Here is a 15,107-nt window from a genome sequence, read left to right on the forward strand (position 1 = left end):
GGAAACGGGCGCCGGTCTCGGCTACCTGCTCGGGCGCTTCCTCGAACGCGGCATAGGCATCGGCGCTGAGCACTTCGGCCCATTTGTAGCTGTAGTAACCGGCCGCATAGCCGCCGGCAAAAATGTGGCTGAACTGGTGCGGGAAGCGATTCCACGCTGGTGGCCGATTGACCGCCACTTCGTCGCGCACGCGTTCGATCAACTGCAGCACGCTGTCCTGCGCCGGGTCGAAGCTGCTGTGCAGCTGCATGTCGAACAAGGCGAATTCCAGCTGGCGCACGGTGAACATGCCGCTCTGGAAATTGCGCGCAGCCAGCAGGCGATCGAACAGGTTGCGCGGCAGCGGCTCGCCGGTCTGCACATGCGCGGTCATCGCCTGCACGCGCTCCCATTCCCAGCAGAAGTTCTCCATGAACTGGCTCGGCAGCTCCACCGCATCCCATTCCACGCCGTTGATGCCGGCCACGCCCAGCTCGCCGATCCGGGTCAGCAGCTGATGCAGGCCATGGCCCATTTCATGGAACAGCGTGGTGACTTCGCCATGCCGGAAGGTAGCCGGTGCGTCGCCGCTGCCGCGGCCGAAGTTGCACACCAGGTACACCAATGGCGTCTGCACGCCGTTGGCTGTTTCGCGGCGATTGCGGCAGTCGTCCATCCACGCGCCACCGCGCTTGCCCTCGCGTGCATACAGATCCAGATAAAACTGGCCCACCAGCGCACCTTGCGCATCTTCCAGCCGGTAGAACCGCACATCCGGATGCCACACCGGCGCGCTGTCCTGTATGACGCGCAAGCCATAGAGACTGTGGATCACATCGAACAGACCAGCCAGCACCTTCGGCTCGGTGAAGTACTGCTTCACTTCCTGCTCGGAAAAGCTGTACCGCGCCTGCTTGAGTTTTTCACTGACGTAGGCCAGATCCCAGGCCTGCAGTTCGTCCAATCCCAGTTCGTCGCGTGCGAAGGCTTCAAGCTCGGCGCGGTCGCGCTGCGCATAGGGCTTGGCGCGCACGGCCAGATCGCGCAGGAATCCCATCACTTCATCGGGGCTCTGCGCCATCTTGGTGGCCACCGAATAGTGGGCGTAGCTGGCAAAGCCGAGCAGCTGGGCCAGCTCCGCACGCAGCGCAAGAATGCGGTCGATATTGGCGCTGTTGTCCAGCGCGGCATCGCCGAATTCGGAAGCGCGCTCGGCGTTGGCGCGATACAGCAGCGCGCGCAGTTCGCGGCTGTCGGCATCGCTCTGCACCGGCATATAGCACGGCATCTGCAAGGTGAACTTCCAGCCCGCCACGCCGTCCTTTTCTGCGGCAGAGCGCGCGGCGGCGATCACTTCGGCCGGCAGGCCGGAGAGCTGCGTTTCGTCCTCGGTGACGTGCGACCAGGCATCGGTGGCGTCGAGCACGTTCTGCGAAAACTTGGCTGCCAGTGCCGACAGTTCTTCCTGGATCTGCGCAAAACGCGCCTTGGCCTCGTCATCGAGTTCGGCACCGCCCAGGCGGAAATCGCGCAGCGCGTTGTCCAGCACCTTGCGACGTGCCTCATCGTAGGACGCCGCCTCCGGCGACTGCGCCAACGCCTTGTACTGCGCATACAGCGCCAGGTTCTGGCCCAGCGCACTGCCGAAGCGGCTCACCTTGGGCAGGTTGCTGTTGTAGGCCTCGCGCAACTCCGGGGTGTTCATCACCGCCTGCAGGTGGCCGACCTGGCCCCAGGCGCGCCACAGGCGCTCGGTGGCATCGTCCAGCGGGGTCACGAAGCTGTCCCAGCTCACCGGGCTGACCTGCTCGGCCGCTTTCACTGCCGCTTCGGCATCGGCGAGCAAGTGGTCGATCGCCGGGCCCACGTGTTCGGGGCGGATCGCATCGAAGGACGGCAGTCCGGACAGGTCGAGCAGCGGGTTGGTCATGGGGCGCTCCGGCGGGGGACTGGATCAGGGATGACGACGTTGTCTGGTGACACGTACCGACACGTTGCATGTCACTGCGTGGTGGATATGGCGGTCATTCCAGCGCGGCACAAGGCAAGGCCGGCAGATCGCCGCCGTTCACGGCCAGCGCAATGGCGGCATCGCTGCCGCTGACATCGATCTCGCGCGCCACGTACCAGGCCGGGTCGTAATAGCTGTGCGCGTAGCGCTCGCCGGCATCGCACAGGATGGTGACGATGGAGCCCTGCCGGCCCTCCTCGCGCATCCGCTGCGCCGCCTGCAGCACGCCGACGAAATTGGTGCCGGTGGAGCCGCCGACGCGCCGGCCAAGGGTGGCGCTGACATGGCGCATGGCCGCCAGGCTCAGCGCGTCGGGCACCTTGATCATCACATCCACGCAGCTGGCGATGAAGCTCGATTCCACCCGCGGCCGGCCGATGCCTTCGATGCGCGAACCGCCGGTGATGGCCAGCTCCTTGGGGCACTGCCCGTCCACCGCACGGCAGTAGCCGTCGAAGAACACCGACACTTCCGGGTCTGCGCACAGGATGCGGGTGGCATGCCGGCGATAGCGCACATAACGGCCCAACGTGGCGCTGGTGCCGCCGGTGCCGGGGCTGCAGACGATCCAGTCCGGAATCGGGTGCGGCTCTTCGGACAGCTGCTTGAAGATCGATTCGGCGATATTGTTGTTGGCGCGCCAGTCGGTGGCGCGCTCGGCATAGGTGAACTGGTCCATGAAGTGCCCGCCGGTCTCGCGCGCAAGTGCATGCGAGGCGCTGTCCAGGTCGCAGGCGCGCTCCACCAGATGGCAGCGGCCGCCCTGGAATTCGATCGCGGCGATCTTCTCCGGCGAGGTCGACGCCGGCATCACCGCGATGAAGGGCACGCCCAGCAGGCGCGCGAAATACGCTTCGGAGATGGCGGTGGAGCCGCTGGAAGCCTCGATCACCGGCCGCCCGGCACGCAGCCAGCCGTTGGTAAGCGCGTACAGGAACAGCGAGCGCGCCAACCGGTGCTTGAGGCTGCCGGTGGGGTGGCTGGACTCGTCCTTGAAGTACAGGTCGATGCCCGGATAACCCGGCAGGTCCATCGGGATCAGATGGGTGTCGGCCGAACGGTTGAAATCGGCCTCGATCTTCTGGATGGCGGCGGCCACCCACTGGCGCTGCGACATGGGCACGGACGTGATGCAAAGGAAGAACGCAATTCTAACGCCGCCAGGTGCGCTGCCGGGGCGGGCGGTCATCCGGCGGACAGTTGCCGGGCCGGTGGTATGCTCGTGGCCCTGTCCGCCGCCTCCACTGCCCGTGCTGCGTTGCCTGCTCCGCCTGCTGCTGTGCCTGTGCCTGGTCGCCAATACGGCCACCGGCTCGTGGGCGTCGGTGGGCATGGCGATGCCGGACACGGTCGTGCCGCAGGCCACGGCGCATGCGATGGCGGCGCACCCGTCGACCGCACAGGCCATGCCCTGCCACGACGCCATGGCGGCGCCGCACAGCGCTGCGCCCGACGCACTGACCGCGCAGGTCAAGGGCGACCACCCGCATGCCGCCGACTGCTGCAAGCTGGGCAGCTGCGACTGCCTGCAGCATTGCAGCCTGGCCCTGCTGACGCTGCCTGCGCTGCCGACGGCGATGCCGGGCCATTTTGCCGTGCCTGCCGCCCTGGACGAGGGCCGCAGCAGCCCGGCGCACGAGCAACCGGTGCGACCTCCCATCGGCTAAGCGGCCGACGGACCCTGTGCCCACCAGCAGGCGGGCATGCTCGTTGCCCGATGTCGTCAGGTCGTGCATGCGCGCGGCGCGTGCAATCGCGCCCTCGCCGCAGCCTGACGTCGGCTCCGCATCGTCTGTCAGCCACGTCTTATGCCCTTCGCCCTGCGTGCATGCACGCGGGAGTTCCCAGCGATGCGTTGCGTCCGCCAGTTGGCGCAGACGCACCGGAGGTGTCATGTCTTCCGATTCCCATGTGTTCGATCCAACCTCCGCGCCAGGCCTGAGCCGGCGCCGCTTCGTGCAGGGCCTGGCCCTGGGCGGGGTTGCCGCCACCGCCGGGCTGTGGCGCAACAATGCGCGCGCAACCGGTGCCATGGCTGCGCCCGTCCTGCGCGGCAGCAGCCAGTCGCTGCAGATCGGCCGCCTGCCGGTCAACATCACCGGGCGCACCCGCCCGGCGATCACCGTCAACCAGAGCCTGCCCGCGCCCACCCTGCGCTGGCGCGAGGGCGACACCGTGAGCGTGCGCGTGCGCAACACGCTGCCCGACCAGCCCACCTCGGTGCATTGGCATGGGTTGTTGCTGCCGGCCAACATGGATGGCGTGCCGGGCATGAGCTTCGATGGCATCGCGCCGGGGCAGGAATATCACTACCGCTTCGCGCTGCGCCAATCCGGCACCTACTGGTACCACAGCCATTCGATGTTCCAGGAGCAAGCGGGCCTGTACGGCGCCATCGTCATCGACCCGCTGACGCCACCTCCGTATCGCCACGACCGTGAGCATGTGGTGCTGTTGTCGGACTGGACCGACCTGGACCCGGCCGCGCTGTTCCGCCGGCTCAAGCAGATGCCCAGCCACGACAACTACGCGCAGCGCACGGTGGGCGATTTCCTGCGCGATGCGCGCGAAGACGGTGTGCGGGCAACGTTGGCAGACCGCGGCATGTGGGGGCGCATGCGCATGACCCCCACCGACCTGTCCGACGTCAATGCCAACACCTACACCTACCTGCTCAACGGCGTGGCACCGGCCGGCAACTGGACCGGGCTGTTCACCCCCGGCGAGAAGGTGCTGCTGCGTTTCATCAACGGCTCGTCGATGACCTATTTCGACCTCCGCATCCCCGGGCTGCGCATGACGGTGGTGGCCGCCGATGGCCAGTACGTGCATCCGGTCAGCGTGGACGAACTGCGCATTGCCGCAGCCGAAACCTTCGACGTCATCGTCGAACCGATCGGGCAGGATGCATTTACGTTGTTTGCGCAGGACATGGGGCGTACCGGCTTCGCCTGCGGCACCTTGGCGGTACGGCACGGCCTGCAGGCGCCGATTCCTGCACTGGATCCGCGCGCGATTTTGACCATGCAGGACATGGGGCATGGCGATGGGATGCATCACGCAATGCCCGCAATGCATGGCGCACCCGGGATGCAGGCGGCGCACGAGATGCACACCATGCACTCGCATGATCACGCCCAGGCGCACGACACCACACCGCACCATGCCGCCAGCGAAGCAGGCAACCCGCTGATCGACATGCGCAGCAACGCCACCTCACCACGCCTGGACGACCCCGGCGTGGGCCTGCGCGACAATGGTCGCCGCGTGCTGCGCTATGGCGATCTGCACAGCCTGTTCGACGACCCGGATGGGCGCGATCCCGGACGCGAGATCGAGCTGCATCTGACCGGGCATATGGAAAAATTCGCCTGGTCCTTCGATGGCATCGCCTTCGCTTCTGCAGAGCCGCTGCGCCTGCAGTACGGCGAGCGGCTGCGCATCGTGCTGGTCAACGACACCATGATGCAGCACCCCATCCATCTGCACGGCATGTGGAGCGATCTGGAAGATGCCGACGGCAACTTCCAGGTGCGCAAGCACACCATCGACATGCCGCCCGGCACCCGCCGCAGCTACCGCGTGCGCGCCGATGCGCTGGGCCGCTGGGCGTATCACTGCCATCTGCTGTACCACATGGAAGCGGGCATGATGCGCGAAGTGCGGGTGGAGGCATGAGTGCGCTTCGGCTCACCGCGCTGGTAGCAGGCAGCGTCTTGTTCAGTGCGCCGCTGGCGGCGCAGGAGCACGTGCATGCTGCGGCGGACATGGCAGCGCACGACCATCATGCCCATGCGATGCAGGCAGCAGACCAGCCCGGCGCAGCCGGCACGCAGGCGCCAGCCTCTCCGGAAGCGCCGTCGTCCGCGCGCGATGTGACGCCCGCGATGGACATGACGCATGCACATGCGCAGCACGCCAGCGATGACGCCGCTTCGACGGAGCCGGATGCTGCCACGCACGCTCCGGCACGACACCCGGCGCATGCCCACGGCGTAGTGCCCCCGCAGCATGCAGACATCCCGCAAACACCGCAGCAAGCCGCATCGCCTTCGCCGGCAGAGCATCGCCAGATGGCGCACGAGGGCATGGACCATGGCGCGATGAACCATGGGCCGACGGATCATGCCGCGATGGAGCACGCTGCAGTCGACCACGCGGCGATGGGCCATACGGCGATGGATCATGCAACGATGGGTCATGCAACAGCCACGAGCACGTCCGTGTCCACATCTGCCCCCCGTGGCAACGCAGCCCTGCCACGCGAGCCAATTCCCGCGCCCACCACCGAGGACATCGCGGCGGCCCTTGCCCCGTTGCGCAGCCATGCGATGCACGGAACCGGCATCAACCGGTATGTCCTGTTCGATCGCCTGGAAGCCTTCGACACCGATCGCGGCAGCGGGCAAGCATGGGAAGCACGGGCGTGGGTCGGCGGCGACATCAACCGGCTCTGGCTCCGCAGCGAAGGCGAGCGTCACCGCTGCCGCACCCAGGATGCATCGGTCGAAGCGTTCTACGGTCATGCCATCTCACCGTGGTGGGATCTGCTGGCAGGCGTGCGTCAGGACCTGGGTGCAGACCATCGCAGCTGGGCCGCGTTCGGGGTGCAGGGAGTGGCGCCGTACAAGTTCGAAACCGAAGCCACGCTGTTTGTCGGCAATGGTCGCGCCGCGGTGCGGCTGGAAGGTGAGTACGACGTGCTGCTCACCAACCGCCTGATCCTGCAGCCACGTGCAGAGGCAACCATCGCAGTGACCGATGACGATCGACGCGGGATCGACAGCGGGCTGCAACAGGTCGAAGTAGGCGTGCGGCTGCGTTACGAAATCACCCGGCGGTTTGCGCCTTACATCGGCTGGGTGCATCACCGCAGCTTCGGTGACCGGGCCACCGCCACGATGGACGAGGAGCCTGCACGCGACAGTCGCTTCGTCGCTGGCGTGCGCGTCTGGTTCTGAGCCAGTGGCAAGACGGCCCCGACTGCTTATCTGGCCCCTGCCGCTGACAGGCGCGCGGACGGTGGCAGCGCGCTGCCATGACACGCACACAACCCCGCCCCCGCTAACATCGCCGCCCGGCGCTCACCCTGCGCACCCAACTTTTAAGAGGAGATCACCATGCCTTTGACCGATCTGCAGCATGTTCCCGGTGCCAGTGCGGCGCCGGCACAGACCCACGGCTTCGTGTTCAACCACACCATGCTGCGCATCAAGGACGCGCCGCGCTCGCTGGACTTCTACACGCGCGTGCTCGGCTTCCGCCTGCTGGATGCACGTCACTATGCAGACGCGAAATTCAGCCTGTACTTTCTGGCGTTGTTGCCGGAGGACACCGCCGTTCCCGATGACGACGCAGAGCGTCGCCTGTGGATGGCCGGCATCCCCGGCGTGCTCGAACTGACCCACAACCACGGCACCGAAACCGAAGACGGTCCCGTGTATCACGACGGCAACAGCGACCCGCGCGGCTTCGGCCACATCTGCATCTCGGTGCCGGACATCCACGCCGCCTGCGCGCGCTTCGACAGCCTCGAGGTGCCGTATCAAAAGCGCCTGGAAGACGGCCGCATGAAGCACCTGGCCTTCATCAAGGACCCGGACGGATACTGGGTAGAGATCATTTCCAATACGCCGCTGGCCTGAGAGCGGGACGCTCGGCAACCCTGACGTTTCGGCGGATGGGAGTGGACATGAAAACGCCTCCCATCCCGCCCACAGGCCCCGGCGGAAAGCCGGCACCGCCAGGCGCGGCGCGACGACTGGACACAACGGCGGGCTGGAGTAGACTTTCGCCGCCCTCCGCAATGGATGCACCCCAATGCTCGTCAGGAAGATTCCACTGATTCTTGCGCTAGCAACGATCGCCGCGTGCAAGCCGGCGGCGCCAGACGCCACGGCTCCAAAAACGGCCACCGCCGACACAGCCAACGCCACCACTCCTAAATCCGCAGACAAGGATGCATCTCCCATGCAGGACGCAACCCAGGGATCGACCCAGCAGGTGCAGCCGCCGCGCCCCGATAGCGTGCTGTATTTCATCAGCAACGTGGACGGCGACGGCGCAACCTCTTACGAGGTCGCCAATGGCAGCTGGATTAACTACTGGTACGGCTTCGAGTTCGAACTTGGCGGTACGCGTTACTACACCGGCTTTGCCTGGGAAACGCCCGAACGCTACGGCGCAGAGCGCGAGAATCACGACGCTGCCCCTGGTACCAAGGTGACACTTGCTCACGCTACGTTTGTGGCCAGCGAGCCGGGCAGCAAGTCACCGTGGAAGCTGCTAGGCGTAGAACCCTACATTGGTGAATTCGGGGGTAGCGAAAAAGGCAACGAGATAGATACTGAGCGCAAACCCCAGACATGGATCACACCCTCGGGCGACATGCTACTGGCGTTACCCACCTGGTATCTGGTCTCGGGGGTTCGTATGCGGACGATCGAGGTACTGCTATTCAATCCGCATGAACTCACAAAAACCGATGAAAATGTGTGGCGCTACCTGACAACGCTCGAGGCTGGCTCCAATAACGATGCAAGTTGCGGACCTGACTCTCCGGGATCCATTCCTTGCATTGATGTCACCGGCACGCTTGTGATCGTGCCGCAAGATGGGAGCGACATGCCCCTGTTGCGGGTAAGCATTCCTGGAGCAGCCAACCAGGGTGACACGGTAACCGAATATCTTTACGATGCGTCGCAGAAAACCTACCGGTCGACCTCCCGGTAAGGGCCAATGGATTGGCTCAGGTCGACTTAACGCGGCAGCATCTGTTGCCGCCTCAATCGCATGGAGAACGCGATGGCACGTGACTACAACCGCGCTGAAGTATTGGACATCATCGAACATGAAGCTCAGCAGCGCAGCATTCCGCGCGACGACTTCATGCGGTTCGCATATATCGAAACTGGCGGCCAGTTTAATGAACTGGCATCGCGCGGCCCCAATAGCGCCAAGGGTTTATTCCAGTTCGTACCAGAAACGGCTGAGCAATACGGCATCAGGGGCCGTGAGTTGGATGCGGTCGCTAACACCGATGCCGCTGCACAACTGTATCAGGACAACCGTCGCATCCTGGTAAACCGCCATGGAAGCAACGGCATGCCATATCTATCGGGCAAAGAGCAGCCCGATGGAATGGACTTATACATGGCGCACCAGCAGGGTGCGGACGGCTATCGTTCAATCCAGTCGGCTATCGCACGCGGCGAATTCATCCGTCCCGATACTCGCGCGAAGATCATCAACAATGTCTCCAGAGAAGACTTGAAGGAAGTGACTGGAGTCGAATACGACGCGTTTAAACGCCTCGCCGACAGGGAAATGGCACAGACGTTCAGGCAATACTGGGATACAAAGTTTGATCGCATTCGCATTCCCGAAAAAGGAATTGAGCCGATTAACGATGCACCTTCACGCGCACCGACGCAAGCCCAGGGCACACCCGCACAAGCACAGCAGAAGGGAGCTATCGCACTAAGCGCTGCCTATGATTTGACAGAGAAGTACGATCATGTCAAATACGCCATGAGCGGCAAGCATGCAGGTGTGGACGGGAAACACCCGGAACAGGGATATGTTGATTGTTCTGGCTGGGTTGCGACCATGCAGAACGCAACCATGAAGGAGATCAACGAAAAGGCTGGGCATACCGTGTTCAGTAAGGGCGATCAATTCAAGCTGGCAATTGACGGCGCGGCGATGATCGTGGAAAAAGCGCAGGAGCGCTCTGGAGTTCTGATCCAAGGCAAAGACGTCACTGCCCAGAATCTCAAAGAAGGCATGATCATCGGCGAGGACAATGGTCCGCAGAGTTGGGACAAGGGGCGTTACAAGGGCATCGACCACATCACCATGGTGGTGCGCGACCCCAAGGATGGCGAGCTCAAGATCAGCCAGTCGCGCGGCGGCGAGGGTGTCGAACTCAGCTCGCTGGATACCTACCTTGAGCGCAAGCACGCCAAGGGCGTCAAACTCTATGCCAGCGACCCGCTCTCCGAGGCGCGCGAGTTGCTGCAAGACCGTAGCCAGAACAAGCAGCAGTCTCACGCGGCCAACGAGCACAAACTCAGCCAGGCGCATGCTGCCGCTGATGCGCCGGGCGTCTTGCGCGAACATGCACGTGGCGCAGAAGTGCACACCTTGCAGCAGACACTTCACCAACTCGGCTACAAGGACGCTGGCGGCAACGAACTCAAGGCCGACGGCGCATACGGGCAGCGGACGAGCGACGCGGTCAAGGCATTCCAGCGTGCGCACGGATTGCAGGACGACGGCGTGGTTGGCCGCGATACGCTCAATGCGCTGAAGCAGGCAGAAAAAACACCGCTGCTCTCGGAGAAAACCAACCCCGACCACCCGCTATTCAACCAGGCTGTCAGCAAGCTGGAACAACTGGGTCCGAATGCATTCGCCAACCGGCAGCAGTTGGTGAACGCTGCCGGCCACATGACCTTCGAAGCAAAAGTCAGTGGCCTGCAGCGAATCGACATGGTAGCGCAAAGCAAGGATGGCAGCGGGCTGTTTGCCGTACAGGGCCAGCCGAGCGACCCGGCGCATCAGCGTATCTACACCGACAAGGCAACCGCTGCGGAACGTCCCCTGGAGCAAAGCAGCAATGCCGTGCGGCAGGAAGCGCAGTCGCAGACGCAGGCCCAAGATCAGCACGAGCAGCAACGCAACCAGGCGCGCGGCGTAGGCTGATCGCTCTGCAATGGAAAGACACAAGGGGCACTGATCGATGGATCAGTGCCCCTTGTGGTTTAGCGATATGTCTACCGTGATTCTTGTCAGAGCACATCGGGTGCCGGATGTCCGACGTCGACAGATCTGACCGTTCAATTGGACGTCGCAACAGCCTCTCGATCGGGGAACCACTGCGGCAACCGCTCGGCGAATTTCGCTGCGCATTCGTCGCTGTAGGCTTGTGCGGCCTCTTTGACCAATGCGTAATCGTTGGCTTCCCACTGCTCCAGAGAAGCAGTCCGCGGTGTCGGTGTACAGTGCATGCTGACCGGGCTCGCCTTGCGCTTGAGAAGGCCGGTGCGCTCTCCGCCGATCGTCACTGCATAGCGCAATTCGTAGGGCGATTTGGTATCGGCCAGGCTCTGATACACCAGCAGCCAGTCGGACATCAGCACCTGCAATGGAAACGGATCCACCGGCAGCGCAGTCGGATGCCCGGTGAAATAGGTCTTCAAGTGCGCGTTGACCGCATCGCGCTGCAATTGATAACCCGGATTACCTACCCCTTCCATCTTCTCGCCTTTCAACTGCCCCTTGTTGAAGGCCGAGACCACGCCCCCACGCGCAAACAAGCTGGTGGCGATCTGCAATCCCACCACCGCCCCGGTATGCCCGCGACGAACCACGCGCAACATTTCATCGCCATTGGAAGCCCGTTGGAGCCTACGCGCATGCTGGCATGCAACGGCAGCTGCAAGGCCCAGTCAGCCGATGCTGCAATGACAACATCTGCATCGGCTTGCGTTTGTGACGATGGCTGCCCTTCGGCTGCCGCAAGCGCAATCGTCCCCGCCTCAGCTGCCGCCGCATAGGCCGTTGCCGCAGAGAAGTCACCGCCTGCAAACGCAGGCCCCACTGCTGTGGCTTCGGTCACGCGCGTCGGCGTACAAAACGTCCCAGCCGCACGCATCTGCGCTTCATGAAAGCCGATACCGTTGATCTGGTGCACCACGGCATCCTTGCCGTACTGCTCCACCAGCTTGCCGATCACTGCATCAGATGGCGTTTGCTGTGCGCAGACCTTGGCGGCAGCGAGACGCGACCACGCAAATTGCAGCGCAGGGTCCCAACCCATCGCATCTTCGCCTACGAACCCGTGGTCGTAGTGATACGCATAAATGGCCGGGTCGATTTCCTGCAACGTCATTCCACCCTGACCCGCATAGCCAAGCGGCAGATCTTGCGCAACGGCAAGCCCAGGCAGTGCCAACAGCACCGCCGCGATACACGTCTTCATGGATCCCTGTCCCTGTGGATGACTGCGGCGCGCTGCATGTCCCCCATGCAGCGCGACCGATGCACCAACGCTTGCACGCGATGGCCTCCAACACTGCAGGGTTCGGATCGACAGGTAATGGCACAACGCACCCGCAGATCGTCCTGCAGGGATAGTGTGCCCGCACACGGCAGCCATCGCAGTCGGGGCGGTCCCGACGCCGATGTGGGGACCGTCCCTGCGCACGTTCACTGGTTACGCATGCAAGATCCCGCCAGCGCTCGGTTGCCAGTCGTGTGGAGTGCGCAATGCAGCGAGTGTGCGCACCAGCTCGCGATAGCTGCCGGCCAGTTGTGCAAACAGACCTGCATCGCTGTAGCGGGTGTCGGCTACTTCGGAATACGCACCGCGCCCCAGGTCGATGAAGTAGTCCACGCTCAGCCGACGGCGCTGCGCCACGCCCGGGAACAGGCCCGCAATGAGCAGGCAACCGTCGCCGACGTCGCGCAATGCATCGGCCCGTACGCTGCCGACCTGATCCTGCGCATGCAACCATGCCAGTGCCTGCGTGCGCGACAGCAGATGCGCATCGCGCTGGAAACGCAACAACACAAACACCAGATAATGCTCACGCGACTCGTCCAGCGGACGTGCGATCCGCTGCCCCGCCTCGCGCACCAACGCCTGCCACAATTCCGCTGGCGCCCCCTGTTTGAAAGACTCGTGCATACGTCCTCCTGCGTGGTGTGACCCTCGCAAGAGGCTTATGCATAACCTGGGCCAAAGCGTTGGCAGCCTTGGAGCGCGGCTGCTAAGCGGCGCAACACGCAGCTGCCTTGACGAGGGCCCATCGCTTGGCTGCCCTAGGACGACGATCGCTACTCCCTTGAGCAGAAGCAGCGAGGCAGCCACGCAGCCTGGCTGCTCACCGCCGTTGCACGAGGGCTGCGGGCTCACGCTTCGGTGCAGTGGCTCGATGCGGATATGGCACGCAGGTCGTCGGCCAGAGGCCGGCACCGGCAGCGCGCAAGCATTGCATTCGGGCGGCATAGTCTCAGCCGAAACAACGCACTAGCCGCGCCTGCCCCAAGGCGGGCACGGTCGTCCCGTTCGCGCGCTTACTCCACCGTCACCGATTTGGCCAGATTGCGCGGCTTGTCTACATCGGTGCCGCGTGCCAGGGCGGTGTGATACGCCAGCAGCTGCACCGGGATGGTGTGGATCACCGGCGACAGCACGCCGGCGTGGCGCGGCGTGCGGATGACATGCACGCCTTCGGACTCGCTGAAGTGGCTGTCCTGGTCGGCGAACACGAATAGCTCACCGCCACGTGCACGCACCTCCTGCATGTTGGATTTGACCTTCTCCAGCAGACGGTCGTTCGGTGCGATCACCACCACCGGCATCGCCGCGTCCACCAGTGCCAACGGGCCGTGCTTCAACTCGCCAGCCGGATACGCTTCGGCATGGATATAGGAGATTTCCTTGAGCTTGAGCGCGCCTTCCAGCGCGATCGGGTAATGCAGGCCGCGACCGAGAAACAGCGCATTTTCCTTCGGCGAAAAACGCTCGGCCCAGGCCATGATCTGCGGCTCCAGATTCAAGGCGTGCTGCACGCTGCCCGGCAGGAAACGCAGCTGCTCCAGATAATCGGCTTCTTCGGCCTCGCTGATGCGGCCCTGCAGCTTGCCCAGCACCATGGTGAGCTGGAACAGCACCGCCAGCTGCGTGGTGAACGCCTTGGTCGAGGCCACGCCGATCTCGGCGCCGGCGCGCGTATAGCAGACCAGTTCGCTGGCGCGCGGGATGGCGCTTTCGGGCACGTTGCAGATCGACAACGTATGCAGATGCCCCAGCGATTTGGCGTATTTCAGCGCTTCCATCGTGTCTAGCGTTTCGCCGGACTGCGAGATGGTGACGATCAGGTGCTTGGGGTTGGCATACGCGGCGCGGTAGCGGTATTCGCTGGCGATTTCCACGCTGCACGGCAGGCCGGCGATGGCTTCGATCCAGTAACGCGCAGTCATGCCGGCGTAGTAACTGGTGCCGCAGGCCAGGATCTGCACGCCTTCGATGTCACGCAGCACCGCTTCCGCGTTGGCGCCGAACAGCGATGCCGGAAAGCCCTTGGCATCGATGGCCGCTTCGATGGTGTCGGCCAGCGCACGCGGCTGCTCGTGGATTTCCTTCTGCATGAAATGCCGGAACGGCCCCAGCTCCAGCGACGCCAACGAGACATCCGACAGGTGCAGCGGGCGCTCGACCGGGGCGTCGTTGCCATCGAAGATGCGCACGCCATCGCGACGCAGTTCGGCGGTGTCGCCCTCTTCCAGGAAGATCACCTGGCGGGTGGCCTGCACGATGGCCGACACATCGGAGGCGACGAAGTTCTCGCCCTCGCCCACCCCGATCAGCAACGGGCAGCCCATGCGCGCGCAGACAAACCGTTCCGGCTCGGCCTGGCTCATCACCGCCAGCGCGTAGGCACCGGTGAGCTCCTTGACGGTGCGCTGCAGCGCGGTCAGCAGGTCGCCCGCGCTGCCCAGATGGTGATGGATCAGGTGCGCGATGACCTCGGTGTCGGTCTGCGACTCGAAGGTGTAGCCCAGCGCGCGCAGTTTTTCGCGCTGCGCTTCGTGGTTTTCGATGATGCCGTTGTGCACCAGCGCCACGCCGGCGCTGATATGCGGGTGCGCATTGGCTTCGGTGACACCGCCATGCGTGGCCCAGCGGGTGTGGCCGATGCCCAACGTGGCGCCGAACTGTTCGGCCTGCGCGGCCTGGGCCATTTCGGCCACGCGCCCGGTGCGTCGCACCCGGCGCACCTGGTCGCCATCGAGCACCGCGATGCCGGAGGAATCGTAGCCGCGGTATTCCAGCCGCTTGAGTCCTTCGATCAGGACCGGGACCACATCGCGCCCGGCGATCGCTCCGACAATGCCGCACATAGGGACAGCTCTTTAGGAAGAAGACCGGCATTTTAGCGTGTCCGCTCTTGTCCACTGCATGACCGTCCCCGGACAGCGTGTCCGCGCAGGTGTCCGCGGACACTGCGGACACCTGCACTGCGGCTCTAAAGTGCAATCATTTCAGCCACTTGCCAGTTGGCACGCGTCCTGCTTTGTCACCGTGACGCCACCGAGCCCGCCGACC

At 64.2% G+C, this 15,107-nt stretch carries 10 protein-coding genes and 1 pseudogene; 6 read left to right on the forward strand and 5 right to left on the reverse strand.

All coding sequences use genetic code 11. The features are described 5' to 3' along the window. Positions 1-1,909: M3 family metallopeptidase (locus OZ10_RS06800; RefSeq protein WP_039564275.1), on the reverse strand; the 1,909-nt coding region annotated here is incomplete at its 3' end. A 94-nt stretch (positions 1,910-2,003) separates the two neighbouring features. Continuing rightward, positions 2,004-3,107, reverse strand: coding sequence for a PLP-dependent cysteine synthase family protein (locus OZ10_RS06805; protein WP_039403655.1), 1,104 nt, complete (start codon positions 3,105-3,107; stop codon positions 2,004-2,006). A 94-nt stretch (positions 3,108-3,201) separates the two neighbouring features. On the opposite strand from OZ10_RS06805, the gene OZ10_RS06810 reads away from it, so the two are divergent. The 6 genes from OZ10_RS06810 to OZ10_RS22080 all read left to right on the forward strand — a co-directional run bounded on the left by OZ10_RS06810 (position 3,202) and on the right by OZ10_RS22080 (position 10,696). Then, positions 3,202-3,657: a CopL family metal-binding regulatory protein gene (locus tag OZ10_RS06810; RefSeq protein WP_068835589.1), complete on the forward strand. Its 456-nt coding sequence runs from the start codon at positions 3,202-3,204 to the stop codon at positions 3,655-3,657. Positions 3,658-3,883: 226 nt separating this feature from the next. Continuing rightward, entirely contained in the window at positions 3,884-5,668 is a 1,785-nt protein-coding gene (locus tag OZ10_RS06815; RefSeq protein WP_039564278.1) for a copper resistance system multicopper oxidase, read from the forward strand. A 209-nt stretch (positions 5,669-5,877) separates the two neighbouring features. Continuing rightward, positions 5,878-6,951: a copper resistance protein B gene (locus OZ10_RS06820; protein ID WP_425598934.1), complete on the forward strand. Its 1,074-nt coding sequence runs from the start codon at positions 5,878-5,880 to the stop codon at positions 6,949-6,951. A gap of 159 nt (positions 6,952-7,110) precedes the next feature. Then, positions 7,111-7,635, forward strand: coding sequence for a lactoylglutathione lyase (gloA, locus tag OZ10_RS06825; RefSeq protein ID WP_039403670.1), 525 nt, complete (start codon positions 7,111-7,113; stop codon positions 7,633-7,635). A gap of 325 nt (positions 7,636-7,960) precedes the next feature. Then, entirely contained in the window at positions 7,961-8,722 is a 762-nt protein-coding gene (locus tag OZ10_RS06830) for a hypothetical protein (protein ID WP_039564305.1), read from the forward strand. A gap of 72 nt (positions 8,723-8,794) precedes the next feature. Next, a complete protein-coding gene (locus tag OZ10_RS22080; RefSeq protein WP_039564306.1) occupies positions 8,795-10,696 on the forward strand; it encodes a peptidoglycan-binding protein in 1,902 nt (633 codons plus the stop codon). A 134-nt stretch (positions 10,697-10,830) separates the two neighbouring features. Here OZ10_RS22080 and OZ10_RS22830 read toward each other — a convergent pair. The 3 genes and pseudogenes from OZ10_RS22830 to glmS form a co-directional block, all read right to left on the reverse strand. Next, positions 10,831-11,975: pseudogene (locus tag OZ10_RS22830) on the reverse strand (hypothetical protein). A gap of 234 nt (positions 11,976-12,209) precedes the next feature. Next, positions 12,210-12,683 (reverse strand): hypothetical protein, encoded by a 474-nt coding sequence (locus OZ10_RS06845; protein ID WP_039564281.1) that lies wholly within the window; start codon positions 12,681-12,683, stop codon positions 12,210-12,212. Positions 12,684-13,072: 389 nt separating this feature from the next. Further along, the gene (gene glmS, locus OZ10_RS06850; RefSeq protein WP_039403678.1) at positions 13,073-14,902 is read right to left on the reverse strand and encodes a glutamine--fructose-6-phosphate transaminase (isomerizing); all 1,830 of its coding nucleotides are present in this window, start codon (positions 14,900-14,902) and stop codon (positions 13,073-13,075) included. Between the last annotated feature and the right edge of the window lie 205 nt (positions 14,903-15,107).

Origin of the sequence: Xanthomonas cannabis pv. cannabis (assembly GCF_000802365.1) — a bacterium.
GTDB classification, from domain to species: Bacteria; Pseudomonadota; Gammaproteobacteria; order Xanthomonadales; family Xanthomonadaceae; genus Xanthomonas; species Xanthomonas cannabis.

Bases quoted from the DNA above. Each gene is read 5' to 3' on its own strand.
- OZ10_RS06805 (WP_039403655.1), bottom strand. From the start codon at position 3,107: ATGTCGCAGCGCCAGTGGGTGGCCGCCGCCATCCAGAAGATCGAGGCC.
- OZ10_RS06820 (WP_425598934.1), top strand. From the start codon at position 5,878: ATGGACATGACGCATGCACATGCGCAGCACGCCAGCGATGACGCCGCT.
- gloA (WP_039403670.1), top strand. From the start codon at position 7,111: ATGCCTTTGACCGATCTGCAGCATGTTCCCGGTGCCAGTGCGGCGCCG.
- OZ10_RS06815 (WP_039564278.1), top strand. From the start codon at position 3,884: ATGTCTTCCGATTCCCATGTGTTCGATCCAACCTCCGCGCCAGGCCTG.
- glmS (WP_039403678.1), bottom strand. From the start codon at position 14,902: ATGTGCGGCATTGTCGGAGCGATCGCCGGGCGCGATGTGGTCCCGGTC.
- OZ10_RS06830 (WP_039564305.1), top strand. From the start codon at position 7,961: ATGCAGGACGCAACCCAGGGATCGACCCAGCAGGTGCAGCCGCCGCGC.
- OZ10_RS06845 (WP_039564281.1), bottom strand. From the start codon at position 12,683: ATGCACGAGTCTTTCAAACAGGGGGCGCCAGCGGAATTGTGGCAGGCG.
- OZ10_RS22080 (WP_039564306.1), top strand. From the start codon at position 8,795: ATGGCACGTGACTACAACCGCGCTGAAGTATTGGACATCATCGAACAT.